The organism is Streptomyces tagetis (genome assembly GCF_018069565.1).
In the GTDB taxonomy this organism is placed as follows: Bacteria; Actinomycetota; Actinomycetes; order Streptomycetales; family Streptomycetaceae; genus Streptomyces; species Streptomyces tagetis.
Genome location: NZ_JAGPNL010000001.1, coordinates 1,850,937 through 1,868,763, shown reverse-complemented (window position 1 = coordinate 1,868,763; position 17,827 = coordinate 1,850,937). Strand labels below are relative to the sequence as shown.

18 protein-coding genes are annotated in these 17,827 nt (G+C 74.6%); 16 read left to right on the top strand and 2 right to left on the bottom strand.

Annotation, left to right across the window (positions count from 1 at the left end; all coding sequences use genetic code 11):
• The first annotated feature begins 186 nt into the window (after nt 1-186).
• Both J5Y05_RS08010 and J5Y05_RS08005 read left to right on the top strand, forming a co-directional pair.
• Nucleotides 187-2,073: an ATP-binding cassette domain-containing protein gene (locus tag J5Y05_RS08010; RefSeq protein WP_210869831.1), complete on the top strand. Its 1,887-nt coding sequence runs from the start codon at nt 187-189 to the stop codon at nt 2,071-2,073.
• A 176-nt stretch (nt 2,074-2,249) separates the two neighbouring features.
• Nucleotides 2,250-2,711: an NUDIX domain-containing protein gene (locus tag J5Y05_RS08005; RefSeq protein ID WP_210869465.1), complete on the top strand. Its 462-nt coding sequence runs from the start codon at nt 2,250-2,252 to the stop codon at nt 2,709-2,711.
• Between the two features lie 2 nt (nt 2,712-2,713).
• Here J5Y05_RS08005 and J5Y05_RS08000 read toward each other — a convergent pair whose 3' ends face one another.
• Together J5Y05_RS08000 and J5Y05_RS07995 are read right to left on the bottom strand one after the other, a co-directional pair.
• Nucleotides 2,714-3,013 (bottom strand): putative quinol monooxygenase, encoded by a 300-nt coding sequence (locus J5Y05_RS08000; RefSeq protein ID WP_210869463.1) that lies wholly within the window; start codon nt 3,011-3,013, stop codon nt 2,714-2,716.
• Nucleotides 3,014-3,223: 210 nt separating this feature from the next.
• On the bottom strand, nt 3,224-3,610 hold the full coding sequence (locus tag J5Y05_RS07995; protein ID WP_210869461.1) for a hypothetical protein: 387 nt from the start codon (nt 3,608-3,610) through the stop codon (nt 3,224-3,226).
• A 285-nt stretch (nt 3,611-3,895) separates the two neighbouring features.
• On the opposite strand from J5Y05_RS07995, the gene J5Y05_RS07990 reads away from it, so the two are divergent.
• The 14 genes from J5Y05_RS07990 to hypD all read left to right on the top strand — a co-directional run bounded on the left by J5Y05_RS07990 (nt 3,896) and on the right by hypD (nt 17,825).
• The gene (locus tag J5Y05_RS07990; RefSeq protein ID WP_210869459.1) at nt 3,896-5,611 is read left to right on the top strand and encodes a hydrogenase maturation protein; all 1,716 of its coding nucleotides are present in this window, start codon (nt 3,896-3,898) and stop codon (nt 5,609-5,611) included.
• Nucleotides 5,612-5,663: 52 nt separating this feature from the next.
• Complete coding sequence (locus J5Y05_RS07985; RefSeq protein WP_210869457.1) at nt 5,664-6,752, top strand: NADH-quinone oxidoreductase subunit B family protein; 1,089 nt, start codon at nt 5,664-5,666, stop codon at nt 6,750-6,752.
• A 78-nt stretch (nt 6,753-6,830) separates the two neighbouring features.
• A complete protein-coding gene (locus J5Y05_RS07980) occupies nt 6,831-8,609 on the top strand; it encodes a nickel-dependent hydrogenase large subunit (RefSeq protein WP_210869454.1) in 1,779 nt (592 codons plus the stop codon).
• Nucleotides 8,606-9,181, top strand: a complete 576-nt coding sequence (locus J5Y05_RS07975; protein ID WP_210869452.1) for a NifU-related iron-sulfur-binding protein — start codon at nt 8,606-8,608, stop codon at nt 9,179-9,181. The genes J5Y05_RS07980 and J5Y05_RS07975 overlap by 4 nt, the downstream gene beginning before the upstream one ends.
• An 8-nt stretch (nt 9,182-9,189) precedes the next feature.
• Nucleotides 9,190-9,828 carry a DUF5947 family protein gene (locus J5Y05_RS07970; protein ID WP_210869451.1) on the top strand — a complete coding sequence of 213 codons (639 nt, stop codon included), beginning with the start codon at nt 9,190-9,192 and terminating at the stop codon, nt 9,826-9,828.
• Entirely contained in the window at nt 9,825-10,463 is a 639-nt protein-coding gene (locus tag J5Y05_RS07965; RefSeq protein ID WP_210869449.1) for a DUF6084 family protein, read from the top strand. Before J5Y05_RS07970 ends, J5Y05_RS07965 begins: the two co-directional genes overlap by 4 nt.
• Nucleotides 10,460-11,971 carry a hypothetical protein gene (locus J5Y05_RS07960; protein ID WP_210869447.1) on the top strand — a complete coding sequence of 504 codons (1,512 nt, stop codon included), beginning with the start codon at nt 10,460-10,462 and terminating at the stop codon, nt 11,969-11,971. The genes J5Y05_RS07965 and J5Y05_RS07960 overlap by 4 nt, the downstream gene beginning before the upstream one ends.
• Complete coding sequence (locus J5Y05_RS07955) at nt 11,968-12,546, top strand: hydrogenase maturation protease (protein ID WP_210869445.1); 579 nt, start codon at nt 11,968-11,970, stop codon at nt 12,544-12,546. Before J5Y05_RS07960 ends, J5Y05_RS07955 begins: the two co-directional genes overlap by 4 nt.
• Nucleotides 12,543-12,659, top strand: a complete 117-nt coding sequence (locus J5Y05_RS32590; RefSeq protein WP_372450468.1) for a DUF6893 family small protein — start codon at nt 12,543-12,545, stop codon at nt 12,657-12,659. The genes J5Y05_RS07955 and J5Y05_RS32590 overlap by 4 nt, the downstream gene beginning before the upstream one ends.
• A gap of 139 nt (nt 12,660-12,798) precedes the next feature.
• Nucleotides 12,799-13,191 carry a hydrogenase maturation nickel metallochaperone HypA gene (hypA, locus tag J5Y05_RS07950; RefSeq protein ID WP_210869443.1) on the top strand — a complete coding sequence of 131 codons (393 nt, stop codon included), beginning with the start codon at nt 12,799-12,801 and terminating at the stop codon, nt 13,189-13,191.
• Between the two features lie 2 nt (nt 13,192-13,193).
• The gene (hypB, locus tag J5Y05_RS07945) at nt 13,194-13,883 is read left to right on the top strand and encodes a hydrogenase nickel incorporation protein HypB (protein ID WP_210869442.1); all 690 of its coding nucleotides are present in this window, start codon (nt 13,194-13,196) and stop codon (nt 13,881-13,883) included.
• A complete protein-coding gene (gene hypF, locus J5Y05_RS07940; RefSeq protein ID WP_307853759.1) occupies nt 13,880-16,291 on the top strand; it encodes a carbamoyltransferase HypF in 2,412 nt (803 codons plus the stop codon). Before hypB ends, hypF begins: the two co-directional genes overlap by 4 nt.
• Nucleotides 16,292-16,302: 11 nt before the next feature.
• Complete coding sequence (locus J5Y05_RS07935; RefSeq protein WP_210869440.1) at nt 16,303-16,626, top strand: HypC/HybG/HupF family hydrogenase formation chaperone; 324 nt, start codon at nt 16,303-16,305, stop codon at nt 16,624-16,626.
• Nucleotides 16,623-17,825, top strand: a complete 1,203-nt coding sequence (gene hypD / locus J5Y05_RS07930; protein ID WP_210869438.1) for a hydrogenase formation protein HypD — start codon at nt 16,623-16,625, stop codon at nt 17,823-17,825. Before J5Y05_RS07935 ends, hypD begins: the two co-directional genes overlap by 4 nt.
• The last annotated feature ends 2 nt before the right edge of the window (nt 17,826-17,827 follow it).

Here is a 17,827-nt window from a genome sequence, read left to right as displayed (position 1 = left end):
ACGGACCGCCCCGTACGCCCCGTACGACCGCTCCCGGAGCACCGCGTCGGGGCGGTGCCGCCCGTGAGGCCGCGGGGGAGGCGCCAGGAGCCGTCGGGCACCATCTCCGAGGCCGAACAGGAGCTGTACGGGGGCCGGCTGCGCTGGGACCAGTCCTTCGTGCACCACGCGGGCGCGCTGACCCGGATGGGGTTCGGGCAGATGGCCGCCGCCCTGCCCCGTATGGCGGGCATGGTGCTGCGCACGGGCTGGGAGGCGGACCCGCGGGCGCTCACCGGGGTCGTGCTCGCGCAGATCGGACAGGGCGTCACCGCGGCCTGGGGCCTGGTCGCGGTCAACGGCATCCTCACCCGGCTTTTCGCCGACGGCCCCACCGCCGACAAGCTGCGAGAGGCGCTGCCCTCGCTGACCGTCCTGGCGGCCGTGTCGGTGGCGGCGGCGGTCCTGGCCGCCTGGTCCACGGCGCTGTCCGGCCGGCTGGAACCGCAGGTGGAGCGGGCCATCTCCGCCCGCTACCACGAGGCCGTCACCCGCGTCGAGGTCGCCGCCACCGAGCGCCCCGAGGTCCAGCGCATCCTGGAGGCGGGGAAGTTCGGCACCGACTCGGCGCGGCACATGCTCCGGCTGTCGGTGGGCGTGGGCAACGTCCTCATCGGCATGGTCGCCGCGGCGGTGGTGCTGGCCACCCTGCACTGGACCCTGCTGCCGATGCTGCTGACCATCGCCCTGCCCAAGGGCTGGGGCGCGGTCCGCTCCGCCCGCCGCGAGTACTCCTCGCGGCTGCACTGGGTCGACCACCGGCGCGCGGTCGCCTCGCTGCTCGCCTACCTCACCCGCCCGCACGCCGCCGGCGAGATCCGCGCGCACGGGGCCGGGACGAAACTGCTGCGCGGCTACGAGGAGATGTCCCGCCAGATGGAGGGCGAGCAGCGCCGCCTCGCGCGGGCGCAGGCCCACACCGACCTGGTCGCCGGCGCCTTCTCCGGGATCGCCTCGCTCGGCTGCTACGGGATGCTGTGGTGGCTGCTGACCACCGGCGGGCTCCCGCTCGCCGTGGGCGGCACGGCCGTCATCGCGATCCGCACCTCCACCGCCCGGCTCACCTCCCTGGTCCAGCAGGTAAACCGGCTGTACGAGGAGATGCTGTTCCTCACCGACACGAAGAACGCGACCGACGTGGCGGCCCGGCACGCCATCCCCCGGACCGGACGGGACCTGCCCGCCCTGGTGCGGTCCGTCGTCGTCGAGGACGTGTCGTTCACCTACCCCGGCGCCGCCTCCCCCTCCCTCAAGGGCGTCAGCCTCAGGGTGCGCCGCGGCGAGGTGACCGCCCTGGTCGGCGCCAACGGCTCGGGCAAGACCACCCTCACCAAGGTCCTGGCCGGACTGCTGCTGCCGACCGAGGGGCAGGTGTGGTGGCAGGGGGCGGGCGGCGAGCGGGTGGAGCTGCGGGAGGCCGACCGCGCCCAGGTGTTCGGCTGCGTCGGGCTGCTCTCCCAGGACTTCCCGCAGTGGGAGATGACCGCCGCGACCAACGTGGCCATCGGCGCCGGCGAACGCCCCCGCGACATGGAGCGGGTCAAGGCCGCCGCCGAGGCGGCGGACGTGCGCACCCTGGTCGAAGGGCTGCCGCACGCCTGGGACTCGATCGTCTTCAAGGGGTACGAGCGGGGCGTCCAGCTCAGCGGCGGACAGTGGCAGAAGCTGGGCAACGCCCGCAGCCGCTACCGCGACGCGCCCTTCTTCCTCGTCGACGAGCCCACCTCCGCCCTCGATCCGCGCGCCGAGATCGAGGCGTTCGACGGGCTGTGGGCCCTCGCCGCCGAGGACCACGCCGTCGTCCTCGTCACCCACCGGCTCGCGGCGACCGCGAAGGCCGACCGCATCTACGTGATCGACGGCGGGACCATCGCCGAGGAGGGCGACCACGACCAGCTCATGGCGCGTACCGGCGGGCTGTACCGCGAGATGTTCGAGGCCCAGGCCGCGCAGTACGGGCTCACCGCGCCGCCCGCCGACGGCATCCCGTCCCCGCGCCGCGGCGCCGGGCCCCGGCGCGAGGAGAGCCGGTGACGGGCGCCCGGCCGCTCCCCGCGGGCTCCCTCCCCCGCCCGGCCGGACCCCCCTCCCCGGAACCGGAACAGGAACAGGGGCCGGGGACCCCGGGCCCGAGGCCGGGGCCGGGGCCGGGGCCGGGGACAGGGAAGGGGAACGGGTGGCTGCCGCCCGAGGAGTACGCCGAGACCCTGATGAAGGCCACCGGCTTCGCCTGCGTCTACTTCACCGACGAACGGGACCGGCCCCTGCAACTCCACTCCGTCTACAGCCCGGCGCACCCGTGGCAGCCGCCCGGCGGCACCATGGAGCCCGGCGAGCGGCCCTGGCAGACGGCGGTCCGCGAGTGCCGGGAGGAGACCGGCATCACCGTCGCCGGGCCGCCCCGGCTGCTGGCGGCGGTCTACGGGCTGCCCGGCGACGAGTGGCCGTACAGCACGGTGGGGCTGGTCTTCGACGGGGGCCGGCTCGACGAGGAGCAGATCCGGGGCATCGCCCTGGACCCCGAGGAGCACGACGAGGTCCGTGTCCTCGGCATGGAGGAGTGGCGGCCGCTGATGCCGGCGCGGGACTTCGCCCGGCTCCGCGCGATCGCCGGCGCCCGGCGCACCGGCGTGGCCGCGTACTTCGACACGTGGGACTGGGGCGCCGGATGAGGTCAGAGCCCGAGGCCGCCGGCGACCGACAGCTCCTGCTTGGTGAAGTCCCCCGTCAGCATCGGCATGGCGCGGCCGATGGCGGTCCTGGCGTCGGTGCGGGTCAGCGAGGCGTCGTGGTGCTCCTTGGAGCGCCACACCTCGGTCACCCAGATCGTCACCTCGTCGTCGTCCGCGAGGCCCACGAGGTAGAGGTCGCAGCCGGCCCCGCGCAGGCCGTCGGCGGCGCCGAGGAGCAGGGAGGCCACCTCGTCGCGGAAGCCGGGCTTGGTCTTCATCGACGCGATGCAGCCGTACGTCATCAGGTTCGCTCCTCCCGGGGCGGGACCGGGCGCCCGCACGGCGCAGTACCCTGCCACCCCCGGCGTGCGGACTCAACGTCCCGGCGCGGACCCGGTCACCCGCGCCGGGGGACGGTCCCCGGTCCGGCCGAGCGGAGGGCCCGGCGCCCCTGACGTGACGCGCCGCCCGGTGTCCGGCCGGGCGGCGCGTCACGTCGTCGGCGTCCCGGGTCAGCCCGGACGCTGTTCGTCGCCCGGGGGTCCGGGGTCCACCCCGGTGAAGGCGGAGTCGTCCTTGGTGCCGCTGGGACGTCCGGACCGGCCGCGGCGGCCGGTGTCCCGCATCCCTTCCTCCCGGCGGCCCGATCGCCGCTCACCGCGCCGGGAGCGGCTCTCGCTCCGGTCCCCGGTGACCGGCGTGTCCTCTTCCCGGGAGCGTTCGCGTCCCCGGCCCTTGGGCGGCGCGTGTTCCCCGGCGTGGAACGACCGGTGCGCGCTCGGATTGTCCTGCTGCCGCGTCTCGTCGACGTCCGGGGACCAGCCGTGGTGTCCGGCCCCCTGGTGACGGCTGCCGGGGCGGCCTTGCACCGGCTTCGACGGCTTGTGTTCCCTGGCCATGTCGGCCCACCTGTCCGTCGTAGGAGGGCACGCGCGAGGCGGTGCCCCGTACCCTTGCGATTTTCCCACCCCCGGGCCGCGCGGTCATCTCGGGTGTCCGCCGGGGCGGGGTCCCCCGGGTGGGGGCGGCGGGGTTCCGACGGGCGCCCACCATGTGGCGGGAACCGTCATCCCGAGGGGTGAGGAGCGGGATTCGCGGCGCGGCCCGGCGACCGGCATGCCGGACCATCGCAGGCAGCCGGTCGCCTCACCGCCGGCGGCGGCAGCACCCCCGGAAGGGTCGTCATGCGCATCCTGCTCATCGCCAGCGCCTTCAACAGCCTCACCCAGCGCGTCCACGCCGAACTGCGCGAACACGGGCACACCGTCGCGGCCGAGGTCACGCCCCGGCCGGCCGACGTGGTCGACGCGGTGGACCGGCACGCGCCCGACCTGGTCATCGCCCCGATGCTGAGGACGGTGGTGCCGCCGGAGGTGTGGACGCGGCTGACCTGCCTGATCGTCCACCCCGGTCCGGTCGGCGACCGCGGGCCCTCCTCCCTGGACTGGGCGATCCAGCAGGGCATCGCGCAGTGGGGCGTCACCGTCCTGGAGGCCCGGGAGGAGATGGACGCGGGTCCGGTCTGGGCGACGGCGGCGTGCCGGCTGCCCCGGACGGGCAAGAGCGACGCCTACCGCAACGAGGTCTCCGACGCGGCCCTGGAGGCGGTGCTGAGCGCGGTCGCCCGCTTCGCCTCCGGCACCCACGTGCCCGACGACCAGAGCACCCTGGCGGCCGTGCCGGGCGCCCGGACCCGGCCGGTGATGCGGCAGGCGGCCCGGCGTATCGACTGGGCGGCCGACGCCACCGGGAAGGTGCTGCGCACCCTGCGCGCCGCCGACTCCCAGCCCGGTGTCCTGGACCGGCTGCTGGGCCGCGAGTGGTACCTGCACGGCGGCCATCCCGAGCACCGGCTGCGCGGACGCCCCGGCGACCTGCTCGCCACCCGGGCCGGCGCGGTCTGCCGGGCCACCGCCGACGGCGCGGTCTGGCTGCCCGAGCTGCGCGAACGCACCGGCCCCGGCGCCCCGCGCGCCTGCAAGCTGCCCGCCGTGACCGCCCTGGGCGCGGACCTGCCGCCGCTGCCCGATCTGCCGCCGCCCGTACTGCCCGGCGCGGACGACCCCGACTGGTGCGACATCCGGTACCGGGAGCGGGGCCCGGTCGGCGTGCTGTCGTTCCGCTTCCCGGGCGGCGCGATGTCCCCCGGCCACTGCCGGCGGCTGCTGGCCGCCTACCGGGCCGCGTGCGAGCGGCCCACCTCGGTACTGGTGCTCGGCGGGGACCGTGACTTCTTCTCCAACGGCATCCACCTCGGCGTCATCGAGGCCGCCGCCGATCCGGCCGCCGAGTCCTGGGCCGCCATCAACGCGATGGACGACCTGGTGGAGGCCGTGCTGACCACCGCCGACCGCCTCGTGGTCGCCGCGATCGGGGGCAACGCGGCGGCCGGCGGCGTGATGCTGGCGCTCGCGGCCGACGAGGTCTGGTGCCGTTCCGGTTCGGTGCTCAACCCGCACTACCGGCACATGGGCCTGTACGGCTCCGAGTTCTGGACGTACTCGCTGCCGCGCCGGGTCGGCGACGCGACGGCGGACCGTCTCGTCCGGGAGGCGCTTCCGGTCGGGGCGGTACGGGCGCGGGAGATCGGGCTCGTCGACCGCGTCGTGTCCTGCCCGCCCGGCCGTTTCCCCGCGGACGTCACCCGCCTGGCCGAAGGGCTGGCCGGGTCCGGGGCGGCGCAGGAACGCCTCGCGGCGAAGAAGGCGGAGATCGAGCGACGCGAGTCCGTCACCCCGCTGGCCGCGGTACGCGGGCGCGAGCTGGATCGCATGCGCAGGATTTTCTACGACCCCCACGCGCCGTACCACGCGCTGCGCCGGGCCTTCGCCCGCAAGGAACCCGGCGCCGGCGCGACGGCCGCCGCCGGTGCGGCGAGCACCGCGCTGCCCGACTCTTAGCAGGGACCGGAGCCGCCTCACCGGCTCCACCACACCTCCCCGGGAGGCACCGATGAACGCAGCAACCCCGGCCACGCGCGGGGAGCCGGACACCTCCGCGGCTCCCGGCACCGACGAGAAGCCGATCCACATCCTCTGGATCAACGCGGGACTCAGTTGCGACGGCGACTCGGTCGCCCTGACGGCCGCGATGCAGCCCAGCATCGAGGAGATCGCCCTGGGCGGACTGCCCGGCCTGCCGAGGATCGCGGTGCACTGGCCGCTGATCGACTTCGAGTGCGGGCCGGTCGGCGGCGCCGACACGTTCATCGAGTGGTTCTTCAAGGGCGAGCGCGGCGAGATCGACCCGTTCGTCCTGGTGATCGAGGGCTCGATCCCCAACGAGTCCATCAAGCAGGAGGGTTACTGGTGCGGGTTCGGGGACGACCCGGAGACCGGCCAGCCCATCACGACCAGCGAGTGGATCGACCGGCTCGCCCCGAAGGCCCTCGCCGTGGTGGCCATCGGCACCTGTGCCACCTACGGCGGCATCCACGCCATGGCGGGGAACCCGACCGGCGCCATGGGCGTGCCGGACTACCTGGGCTGGGACTGGACCTCGCAGGCGGGCATCCCGATCGTCTGCGTGCCGGGCTGCCCCATCCAGCCCGACAACTTCGCCGAGACCCTCACGTACCTGCTCTACCAGGCGGTGGGGTCGGCGCCGATGATCCCGCTCGACGACAAGCTGCGCCCGTCCTGGCTCTTCGGGGCCACCGTGCACGAGGGCTGCGACCGGGCGGGCTACTACGAGCAGGGCCAGTTCGCCACCGAGTACGACTCCCCCAAGTGCCTGGTGAAGCTGGGCTGCTGGGGTCCGGTCGTCAAGTGCAACGTGCCCAAGCGCGGCTGGATGAACGGGATCGGCGGCTGTCCGAACGTGGGCGGCATCTGCATCGCCTGCACCATGCCGGGCTTCCCCGACAAGTTCATGCCGTTCATGGACGAACCCCCCGGCGGAAAGATCTCCAGCACCGCTAGCGGTGCCTACGGGGCGGTGATCCGCAGGCTGCGCACCATCACGGCCAGGACCGTGGACAAGGAACCGAAGTGGCGGCACACGGGCGAGAAGATCACCACCGGCTACCGGCCGCCCTGGTGAGACGCGCCCCGCTCCCCCGCCCCGCGGACGCGACGTGCCGCGCACCCACCCGACCGACCGAAGGGCAGCACAGACACCATGGCGACCTCGACGACCGGTGACGACACCGGCCTGGTGGAGATGGCGTGGGACCCGATCACCCGGATCGTGGGCAGCCTCGGCATCCACACGAAGATCGACTTCAAGCAGAAGCGGGTCGCCGAGTGCTACAGCACCTCGTCGGTCTTCCGCGGCTACAGCGTCTTCATGCGGGGCAAGGACCCGCGTGACGCGCACTTCATCACCAGCCGCATCTGCGGCATCTGCGGCGACAACCACGCCACCTGCTCGGTGTACGCGCAGAACATGGCGTACGGGGTGAAGCCGCCCCACCTCGGCGAGTGGATCATCAACCTCGGCGAGGCCGCGGAGTACATGTTCGACCACAACATCTTCCAGGAGAACCTGGTCGGGGTCGACTACTGCGAGAAGATGGTCCGCGAGACCAACCCGGGCGTGCTGGAGCTGGCCGAGCGCACCGAGGCCCCGCACGCGGCCGAGCACGGCTACCGCACGATCGCCGACATCATGCGCTCGCTCAACCCGCTGGAGGGCGAGTTCTACCGGGAGGCCCTCCAGGTCAGCCGGTACACGCGGGAGATGTTCTGCCTGATGGAGGGGCGCCATGTGCACCCCTCCACGCTGTACCCGGGCGGCGTCGGCACCATCGGCTCGGTCCAGCTCTTCACGGACTACCTGTCCCGCCTCATGCGCTACGTGGAGTTCATGAAGCGCGTCGTCCCGCTCCACGACGACCTGTTCGACTTCTTCTACGAGGCGCTGCCCGGGTACGAGGAGGTCGGGCGCCGGCGGGTGCTGCTCGGCTGCTGGGGCGCGCTCAACGACCCGGAGCACTGCGACTTCACCTACGCCAACATGTCCGACTGGGGCCGGCGCATGTTCGTCACCCCGGGCGTGATCGTCGACGGCAAGCTGGTCACCAACGACCTCACCGAGATCAACCTCGGCATCCGCATCCTGCTGGGCAGTTCGTACTACGAGGACTGGGCGGGGCAGGAGCGGTTCGTCACCCACGACCCGCTCGGCAACCCGGTCGACGCGCGCCACCCGTGGAACCAGCACACCATCCCGCAGCCGCAGAAGCGGGACTTCGACGACAAATACAGTTGGGTGATGTCGCCGCGCTGGTTCGACGGCAAGGACCACCTGCCGCTGGACACCGGCGGCGGCCCCCTCGCCCGCCTGTGGTCCACCGCCCTGTCCGGGCTGGTCGACGTCGGCTACGTCAAGGCCACCGGGCACAGCGTCGTCATCAACCTGCCGCGCACCCTCACCAAGCCGGAGACCACCTTCGAGTGGAAGATCCCGCGGTGGAGCAACGCCCTGGAGCGCAACCGGGCCCGCACCTACTTCCAGGCGTACGCCGCCGCCATCGCCCTGCACTGCGCGGAGCAGGGCCTCGCGGAGGTGCGGGCGGGGCGCACCCAGACCTGGGAGAAGTTCGAGGTGCCGCAGGAGTCCATCGGGGTCGGCTTCACCGAGGCGGTGCGCGGCGTGCTCTCGCACCACATGGTGATCCGGGACGGGAAGATCGCCAACTACCATCCGTATCCGCCGACTCCGTGGAACGCCTCCACCCGCGACAGCTACGGCACCCCCGGCCCGTACGAGGACGCGGTGCAGAACACGCCGATCTTCGAGGAGAACCCGCCGGAGAACTTCAAGGGCATCGACATCATGCGCGCGGTGCGCAGCTTCGACCCGTGTCTGCCGTGCGGGGTGCACATGTACGTGGGCGGCGGCAAGACGGTCAAGTCGATGCACGTGCCCACCGGTCTGAGCGGTCTGGCCGGATGAGCGGGGCGCGGAGCGGGTCCGACGCGGAGCGGGCCGGGCGGATGGTCGAGGAGGTCCTGGACCGGCTGACGGCCTCCGGGGACCGGGCGGCGGTCGAGGCGGCCGAGGAACTGGTGCGGCTGCTCATGGAGTTCTACGGCGCCGGGCTGGCCCGGACGATGGAGCTGCTGGGCCGCGATCCCGGGGCGCGGGCCGGCGGGGTCCGGGAGGCGCTGCTCTCCGACGAGCTGGTCGCCGGGCTCCTGGTGCTGCACGGGCTGCATCCGCAGGAGGTGCCCGAGCGCATCGCGCGGGCCCTGGACGGGCTGGGGCAGCCGGTGGAGAACGCCGGTTTCGACGCGGCCACGGGCGAACTGCGGCTGCGGACCTCCGGTTCGGGCGGCTGCGGCTGCGGCGGGTCGCTCGCCGCGGTCGAGCAGGCGGCGCGGGACGCGCTGGCGTGCCTGGTGCCGGAGGTCACGCGGGTGGTGCTGGAGGAGGAGGCGGGGGCTCCGGTCCTGCTCCAGATCGGCGCGGCCCCGCCGGCCGCGTCCGGGACGTGCGGCCGGCCGCCGGCCCCCGCGGCGTGGTGAGCCCGCGCGTGGCCGGGCCGCCCACCGCCCCGCGCGGGCTGGCCCGGTTCACGGCGCCCCGGGCGCCGCGCGAGGAGCGCTGCGAGCTGTGCGGGGTGGCGGTGGCCGCCGGGGGACACCGCCACCTCGTCGACACCGAGCGGCGCTCGCTGGCCTGTGCCTGCGCTCCGTGCGCGACGCTGCTGGAGCGGCCGGAGGCGGCGGCGGGCCGGTTCCGGGCGGTGCCCGGCCGGTACCTGCGCGATCCCGGGCACGGCATCGACGGGGTGACCTGGGAGCGGCTGCGCATCCCGGTCGGCGTCGCCTTCTTCTTCCACGACTCGGCGCTGGGCCGCCCGGTCGCCTTCTATCCGAGCCCGGCCGGTGCCACCGAGGGCGAACCGGACGCCGGGGCCTGGCAGTCGGTGCGGGACGCGTCCGCGCTGGCGGGGCTGCTCGCGCCCGACGTGGAGGCGCTGCTGCTGCGCCGGCACGAGGGGCTCGTGGAGTGCTTCCTGGTGCCGGTCGACGTCTGTTACGAACTGGTGGGCCGGATGCGGCTGCGCTGGCAGGGGTTCGACGGGGGCGCCGAGGCCCGCGCGGACCTGGACGCCTTCTTCGCCCGGGTGCGCGAACGGGCCCGCGACCACCGAGGGGGCCGGCCGTGACCGAGTTCGCCTTCACCTGCACCGGGGTGCGCGCCGATCCGTACGCCGCGGGGCCGACGCTGGTCTTCGGGCTGCGGATCACGGCCTCCCCCGGGGTGCGGGTGCACGCGCTGGCGCTGCGCTGCCAGATCCGTATCGAGCCCGCCCGCCGGGGCTACGACGACGCCGAGGCGGCGGCCCTGGCCGACCTGTTCGGTGAACGGTCCCGCTGGGGCAGCAGCCTCAACCCGGTGCAGTTCGCCCATGTGCCGTTGATGGTGCGGGGGTTCACCGGGGAGACGGAGGCGGAGGTGACCGTGGGCTGTACGTACGACATGGACGTCGCCTCCACCCGGTACTTCCACGCCCTGGCGGAGGGCGAGGTGCCGCTGCTGATGCTGTTCTCTGGTACCGCCTTCACCGGGGCGGGCGGCTTCCACGTGGAGCCCGTGCCGTGGGACCGGGAGGCGGTCTGCCGGATGCCGGTGTCGACGTGGCGGGAGATGGTCGAGCAGCACTTCCCGGGCCAGGGCTGGATCAGGCTGCCCCGGGACGCGATGGACGCGCTGCTCGCCTACCGCTCGCGGCGGGCGCTGCCCTCGTGGGAGGCGGCCGTCGGGGAACTGCTGGACTCTGCCGGGGAGAGGACACCGTGACCGCGACGACCTTCACCGCCGCGACCGAGGCCCGGCTGTCGGCCGCCCGCGAGGTCGCCGACGCCGTGCTCTTCGAGGGGTACGTGCTCTACCCGTACCGGGCGTCGGCGGCGAAGAACCGGCTGCGCTGGCAGTTCGGGGTGCTGGTGCCGCCGTCCTGGGCGGCGGCCGAGTCGGAACATGACTTCCAGCACACCGAGTTGCTGATGGAGCCGCGCCGGGGCGCGACGCTCGCCGTCGAGGTGCGCTTCCTGCACGCGCGGCGGCGCACCGTGCAACGGGCGCTGCCGGACGGCGGCTTCACCACCGTGGACGAACTGGCCCTGGCGGACCGGGTGCTGGTGCCCTGGGACGAGGGGCACGAGGAGCGGGTGCGGGTCACCGTCCCGGTGGACGCGCTCCGGGGCGAGGGCATCGTCGTCCCGTTCGGCCGCCCGGCCGGCGAGGAGAGCGAGCCGGTGACCGACGAGGACGGCCGGGTGGTGGGCCGGCTGCTGCGGCGCCGCGAGGAGGTCGGCGGCGTACTGCGCCTGTCGGCCCATCCGTTGGACGGCCCGTACGCCACGCAGCGGCTCCGCGTGGTGGTGGAGAACACCTCCGGATGGGTGGCCGGTGACGGGGCGGCGCGGGACGCGGCGCTGCCGAGGTCGCTGGTGGCCACGCACACGCTGCTGTGCCTGAGCGCCGGGGGTTTCCTGTCGCCGACCGACCCGCCCGAGTGGGCGCGGGGTGCCGTCGCCGCCTGCCGCAACCTGCACACCTGGCCGGTGCTGGCGGGCGAGCCGGGCGCCCGCGATCTGGTGCTCTCCTCGCCGATCATCCTGGAGGACCATCCGGCGATCGCTCCGGAGAGCCCCGGCGCGCTGTACGACGCCACGGAGATCGACGAGATCCTGGCGCTGCGCACGGCCGCCCTCACCGAGGACGAGAAGCGGGAGGCCCGGGGCACGGACGATCGGGCGGCGGCGGTGATCGAGCTGACCGAGGCGATGCCGGTGGAGGTCCTGGAGCGGCTGCACGGCGCGATCCGGGGGCTGCGCGAGGGCGGGGTGCCGCGGGCGCCGGACGTCCCGGGGCTGCCCGGGGCCGCGGCGCAGCCCGGCGCGGGCCCGGCGGCCTCCGCCTCCGGTTTCGGTCCGCAAGGTCCGCTGCGGCCCGAGGTGCCCTGGTGGGACCCGGGCGCCGACGCCTCGGTGGACCCGGCCCGCGACCACGTCCTGGTCGACGGGCAGGCGGTGCGCGCGGGCAGCCGGGTCGTGCTGCGGCCCCAACTGCGGCGCAGCGACGCCCAGGACCTCTTCCTGCGGGGCCGGCGGGCGCTGGTGGAGGCGGTGCTGCACGACGTGGACGGGGGCGTGCACATCGCGGTCACCGTCGACGACGACCCGGGCGCCGACATCCGGCGCGAACAGGGCCGGTTCCTCTACTTCCAGCCCGACGAGGTCGAGGTGTGCGCCCTGGCGGACCGGCCCGCCGAGGCGACCGGCGCCGCCGGGGAGGCGCCGTGAGCGCGGGGCCGGCCACCCGGCCGCGGACCCTGATCGCCGGGGTCGGCAACGTGTTCCTCGGCGACGACGGTTTCGGCGTCGAGGTCGCCCGGCACCTGGCCGGTACGGAGCTGCCCGAGGGCGTCGAGGTGGCCGACATCGGCATCCGCGGCGTCCACCTCGCCTACCGGCTGCTCGACGGGTACGACACCCTGGTCCTCGTCGACGCGACGGCCCGGGGCGGCGAACCGGGCACCCTCTACCTGATCGACGCCGCCTCGGACACCGGCCGGCCGGCGCCCGCCGGGGCCGCCCTGGACGGCCACGGCATGTCCCCGGACGCGGTGCTGGCCCTGCTGCACACGCTCTGTACCGGGACCGGGGCGACGCCCCCGCGGCGCGTCCTGGTGGTGGGCTGCGAGCCGCAGACCCTCGACGAGGGCATCGGGCTGAGCCCGCCGGTCGCGGCGGCGGTCCCGCACGCGGCGGGCATGGCCGCCGACCTCGTCCGCGACCCCGCCGCCCTCCCTTCCGACCCGCCCGTACGGACGTTCCGATCCGTACGGCGAACCACCCTCCACGGAGAGGCGCCATGAAGAGACGTCTGATCGGCGGGGCCGCTGCCGCCGCCACCGCCACCGGGATCGCCCTGATCGCCGCCAACGTCTGGCCGGACCTGCTGCGTTACCTGCGCATCCGCCGCATGTGACCCGGCGTCGGCGAGGCCCGGCGGCACCGCGGCGACCGAACGGGGTACGCGCCCGCGCCGTACCGGCGTGCCGGTCGGCGCGGTGCCGCCGCGCCCCCTGTAATGGCCGGGACCGCACCGGCCCGAGGACGGAGAGGCGATGCACGAGATGTCCGTCGCCCTGTCCGTGGCCGACCAGGTCGAGCAGGCCGCGCGGGCCCACGGCGCCACCGGTGTCGAGCGGGTCCGACTCGACATCGGCGAACTGGCCGGCGTGGTCCCGGACTCCCTCCACTTCTGCTTCGAACTGGTCTGTGCCGGAACGCTGCTGGACGGCGCCGAACTGCTGGTCCGGGCGGTACCCGGCCGGGCCTCCTGTACGCCGTGCGGCCGGGAGTGGGCGACGGGCATGCCCCCGGACCTGACCTGTCCCGGGTGCCGCTCGGCCGCCACCGCACTGCCGGCGGGCCGGGAACTGACCATCACCGAGGTGCGCTGGGCCCGGCCGCCCGCACCCGCGCCCGCCCCCATCCCGCACCGCGAGGAGAACTGACGATGTGCCGCACAGTCGACCTCAAGCAGGCCGTGCTCGCCAAGAACTCGATGGCGGCACGCATCCTGCGCACCGAACTGACCGCCCGGGGCACCACGGTGGTCAACCTCCTGTCCAGCCCCGGCAGCGGCAAGACGGCCCTGCTGGAGCGTGAGCTGCGCCTCGCCCGGGAGCGCGGGACGTCCGTCGCCGCCCTCACCGCGGACCTCGCCACCGAGAACGACGCGGTCCGCCTGGCCCGTTCGGGCGTGCCGGTCAAGCAGGTGCTCACCGACGGGCTGTGCCACCTGGAGGCGGACATGCTCGCCGGGCACCTGCACGACTGGCTGCCGGAGGAGACCCGGCTGCTCTTCGTGGAGAACGTGGGCAACCTCGTCTGCCCCGCCTCCTACGACCTCGGCGAGTCGCTGCGCGTCGTCCTCGCCTCCGTCACCGAGGGCGAGGACAAGCCCCTCAAGTACCCGGCCGCCTTCGGCCTGGCCCATCTGGTGATCGTCACCAAGTCCGACCTGGCCGCTCCGGCCGAGTTCGACGAGGACGCCTTCCGCGCCCACGTGGAGCGCGTCAACCCGGGCGTGGAGGTGGTGCTGACCTCCGTACGCACCGGGGAGGGCGCCGGGGTCCTGGTGGACCGGGCGCTGCGGGCCGCCGAGGGGGACGCCGTGCACGCCCCGGTGATGGCGCGGGCGTGAGCACCGCCCCCGATACCGCCGCCCCGCCCGGGGAGGCGGCGCCCGGTGTGCGCCGGGCCCGCGTCGTGGTGCGGGGCGTCGTGCAGGGCGTGGGTTTCCGCCCGTTCGTGTACGGGCTGGCGACCGGGCTGGGCCTCGCCGGGCACGTCACCAACACCGGTGACGGCGTGGTCGTCGAGGTGCAGGGGACGCCGGCGGACGTGGAGGGGTTCCGGGCGAGGCTCGCCGCCGAGGCGCCGCCGCTCGCGGTGGTCGAGTCGGTGGAGTCGAGCGAGCTGCCGCCCGCCGAGGAGAGCGGCTTCGCCATCGTCGCCTCGCGCGGCGGCGGCCCGGTGCGCACACTGGTGTCGCCCGACACCGCGACCTGCGACGCCTGTCTGGCCGAACTCGCCGACCCCGGGGACCGGCGCCACGGCCACCCGTTCATCACCTGCACCCACTGCGGTCCGCGGTTCACCATCGTCACCGGTCTGCCCTACGACCGTGAGCACACCACGATGGCGGGGTTCCCGCTCTGTCCGGAGTGCGCCCGCGAGTACCACGACCCGGCCGACCGCCGCTTCCACGCGCAACCGGTCGCCTGTCCGTCCTGCGGTCCGCGGCTGCGGCTCGTCACGGCGGACGGGCGGGAGGCGGGCGCGGGCGGCGATCCGGTGGCGGCGGCGCGGGCGCTGCTCGCCGCCGGTGCCGTCCTCGCGGTCAAGGGCCTCGGCGGCTACCACCTCGCCTGCGACGCCACCCGGCAGGACGCGGTCGCGGAATTGCGCCGGCGCAAGGCCCGCGGCGACAAGCCGTTCGCGCTGATGGCGGCCGGGCTGCGGGACGTCGAGCACCTGGTGTACCTCGACGAGCGGGAACGGGAGCTGCTCACGGGGCGGGTGCGGCCCGTGGTGCTGCTCAGGCGCCGCGGCGGGGTACGGGCCACGCCCGGTGCCCCCGTGCCGGCCGAGGCGGTGGCGCCGGGCTCCCCGGACCTCGGCGTGATGCTGCCGTACACCCCCGTGCACCACCTGCTGCTGGCCACGGACGCGGGCGGGCCGCGGCTGCTGGTGATGACGAGCGGCAACCTGTCCGGCGAGCCCATCGTGACCGACGACGCCGAGGCGCTGGAGCGGCTCTCCGCGCTGGCCGACGCCTTCCTGGTGCACGACCGGCCGATCCACGTGCCCTGCGACGACTCGGTGGTCCGCGTCCTGGACGGCGAGCCGCTGGTGCTGCGCCGCTCGCGCGGTTACGCGCCGCTGCCGCTCACGCTGCCCGTGCCGGTGCGGCCGGTCCTCGCGGTGGGCGGGGACCTGAAGAACGCCTTCTGCCTCGCCGAGGGCGGCCGGGCCTGGCTCTCGGCCCACGTCGGGGACATGGACGACCTGGCCACACAGGTGCAGTTCGGCCGCGCCGTCGGGCAGTTGGAGTCCGTCACCGGGGTACGGCCGGGCCTGCTCGCCGCCGACGCGCACCCCGGGTACCGGTCGGGTGCCTGGGCGCGGCGGCACCGCGCGGGCCGCCCGCTGGCGCGGGTCCAGCACCATCACGCGCACGTGGCCGCCCTGCTCGCCGAGCACGGGGTGGCGGACGGCGGCCGGGTGATCGGGGTCGCCTTCGACGGCACCGGGCACGGGGAGGACGGCGCGGTGTGGGGCGGGGAGTTCCTGCTCGCGGGGTACGGCGGGTTCCGGCGGTTCGCGCACCTGGCGTACGTGCCGCTGCCCGGCGGGGACGCGGCGGTGCGCCGGCCGTACCGGATGGCGCTGGCCCACCTGTACGCCGCCGGGATCGCCCCGGACCCCGGCCTGCCCCCGGTGGCCGCCTGCCCGGACGGGGAACTGCCGTTGCTGCGGGCGCAGTTGGAGCGCGGGCTGAACTGCGCGCCCACCTCCAGCATGGGCCGGCTCTTCGACGCCGTCTCCTCCCTGGCGGGCCTGTGCCACCACGCGGGTCACGAGGCGCAGGCCGCGATCGCGCTGGAGGCGGCGGCGGTGCGGGCCGGCGGCGCGGACGCGGACCCGCGCTACCGCTTCCGGCTCGGCGACGGCGCCCCGCTGACGGCGGACGCGGGTCCGCTGCTGGCCGCGGTCGCCGAGGACGTACGGCGCCATGTCGCCCCGGAGTCGATCGCCGTCCGCTTCCACCTGGCCGTGGCCGAACTGGTGCGGAGCGTGTGCCGGCGGGCCCGCGAGGCGTCGGGCCTGTCGACGGTGGCGCTGACCGGCGGCGTGTTCGCCAACACGCTGCTGGCCTCGGCCTGCCTGCGCGGTCTGGAGGCGGACGGGTTCACCGTGCTGCGCCACCGCGCCGTCCCGCCGAACGACGGCGGGCTGGCGCTCGGCCAGGCCGTCGTGGCCGCCCGCGCACCGGAGGGCCCCGGCCAAACGGGCGCGGTCCCGGCGATCCCGGCGTACGACAAGTGAGGAGACGAGCGATGTGCCTGGCGGTACCCGGCAGAGTGCTGGAGATCGAGGAGAAGGACGGGACACGGATGGCCACCGTCGACTTCGGCGGGGTGGTCAAGGAGGTGTGCCTGGAGTACCTGCCCGATCTGCGGGTGGGTGAGTACGCGATCGTGCACGTCGGCTTCGCCCTCCAGCGGCTGGACGAGGAGTCGGCCCGCAGGACGCTCGACCTGTTCGAGAACCTGGGGCTGCTCCAGGAGGAGTTCGGCGACCCATGGGAGCAGGCCGCCGCGGAGGCGGCCGACGGCGGGCCGGAGCCGCGGGGCTCGGCCACGGGAGAGGTGCTGCGGTGAAGTACAGCGACGAGTTCCAGAACCCGCAGTTGGCGGCGCGGCTGCTGGACGAGATCCGGGCCACGGTCACCCGGCCGTGGGCGCTGATGGAGGTGTGCGGTGGGCAGACGCACACCATCATCCGGCACGGGATCGACCAACTCCTCCCCGAGGAGGTCGAGTTGATCCATGGTCCGGGGTGCCCGGTCTGTGTGACGCCGCTGGAGGTGATCGACAAGGCGCTGGAGATCGCCTCCCGGCCCGAGGTGATCTTCTGTTCCTTCGGCGACATGCTGCGCGTGCCGGGCACCGGCCGCGACCTCTTCCAGGTGCGCGGCGCGGGCGGTGACGTCCGGGTGGTGTACTCGCCGCTGGACGCGCTGCGGATCGCGGAGGAGAACCCGGACCGGCAGGTCGTGTTCTTCGGCATCGGCTTCGAGACCACCGCCCCGCCCAACGCGATGACGGTGCACCAGGCCCGCAAGCGGTCCATCCCCAACTTCAGCCTGCTCGTCTCGCACGTGCGGGTGCCGCCCGCGATCGAGGCGATCATGGAGTCCCCGGACTGCCGGGTGCAGGGCTTCCTCGCCGCCGGGCACGTGTGCAGCGTGATGGGGACGCGGGAGTACCCGGGGCTGGCCGAGCGGTTCGGGGTGCCCATCGTGGTCACCGGGTTCGAGCCGCTGGACATCCTGGAGGGCGTGCGGCGCACCGTGCGGCAACTGGAGCGCGGCGAGCACGTGGTGGAGAACGCCTATCCTCGGGTCGTACGGCCCGAGGGCAACCCCGCGGCGCAGGCCATGCTCGACGACGTCTTCGAGGTGAGCGACCGGGCCTGGCGCGGTATCGGGGTCATCCCCGACAGCGGCTGGCGGCTGGCCGAGCGCTACCGGGACTTCGACGCGGAGTACCGCTTCCGGGTCGAGGACCTCACCACCGTGGAGCCGCCGGAGTGCCGCAGCGGCGAGGTGCTCCAGGGGCTGCTGAAGCCGCACGAGTGCGAGGTCTTCGGCACGGCCTGCACCCCGCGCACGCCGTTCGGGGCGACGATGGTCTCCAGCGAGGGCGCGTGCGCCGCCTACTACCTGTACCGGCGGCTCGACCTGCCGGCCCCGTCGGCGAAGGCCACCCCGGCGGCAATCCCCGCCACGCCGTCTGCCACCCCGGCCGCCGGCCCGGCCCACGCCACGCAGAGCCTGGAGGGCAGCGGCGTTGTCTGAGA

Coding starts and splice junctions, on each gene's coding strand:
- J5Y05_RS08010 (WP_210869831.1), top strand. CDS start 187: ATGGGGTTCGGGCAGATGGCCGCCGCCCTGCCCCGTATGGCGGGCATG.
- J5Y05_RS08005 (WP_210869465.1), top strand. CDS start 2,250: ATGAAGGCCACCGGCTTCGCCTGCGTCTACTTCACCGACGAACGGGAC.
- J5Y05_RS08000 (WP_210869463.1), bottom strand. CDS start 3,013: ATGACGTACGGCTGCATCGCGTCGATGAAGACCAAGCCCGGCTTCCGC.
- J5Y05_RS07995 (WP_210869461.1), bottom strand. CDS start 3,610: ATGGCCAGGGAACACAAGCCGTCGAAGCCGGTGCAAGGCCGCCCCGGC.
- J5Y05_RS07990 (WP_210869459.1), top strand. CDS start 3,896: ATGCGCATCCTGCTCATCGCCAGCGCCTTCAACAGCCTCACCCAGCGC.
- J5Y05_RS07985 (WP_210869457.1), top strand. CDS start 5,664: ATGAACGCAGCAACCCCGGCCACGCGCGGGGAGCCGGACACCTCCGCG.
- J5Y05_RS07980 (WP_210869454.1), top strand. CDS start 6,831: ATGGCGACCTCGACGACCGGTGACGACACCGGCCTGGTGGAGATGGCG.
- J5Y05_RS07975 (WP_210869452.1), top strand. CDS start 8,606: ATGAGCGGGGCGCGGAGCGGGTCCGACGCGGAGCGGGCCGGGCGGATG.
- J5Y05_RS32590 (WP_372450468.1), top strand. CDS start 12,543: ATGAAGAGACGTCTGATCGGCGGGGCCGCTGCCGCCGCCACCGCCACC.
- hypA (WP_210869443.1), top strand. CDS start 12,799: ATGCACGAGATGTCCGTCGCCCTGTCCGTGGCCGACCAGGTCGAGCAG.
- hypB (WP_210869442.1), top strand. CDS start 13,194: ATGTGCCGCACAGTCGACCTCAAGCAGGCCGTGCTCGCCAAGAACTCG.
- J5Y05_RS07935 (WP_210869440.1), top strand. CDS start 16,303: ATGTGCCTGGCGGTACCCGGCAGAGTGCTGGAGATCGAGGAGAAGGAC.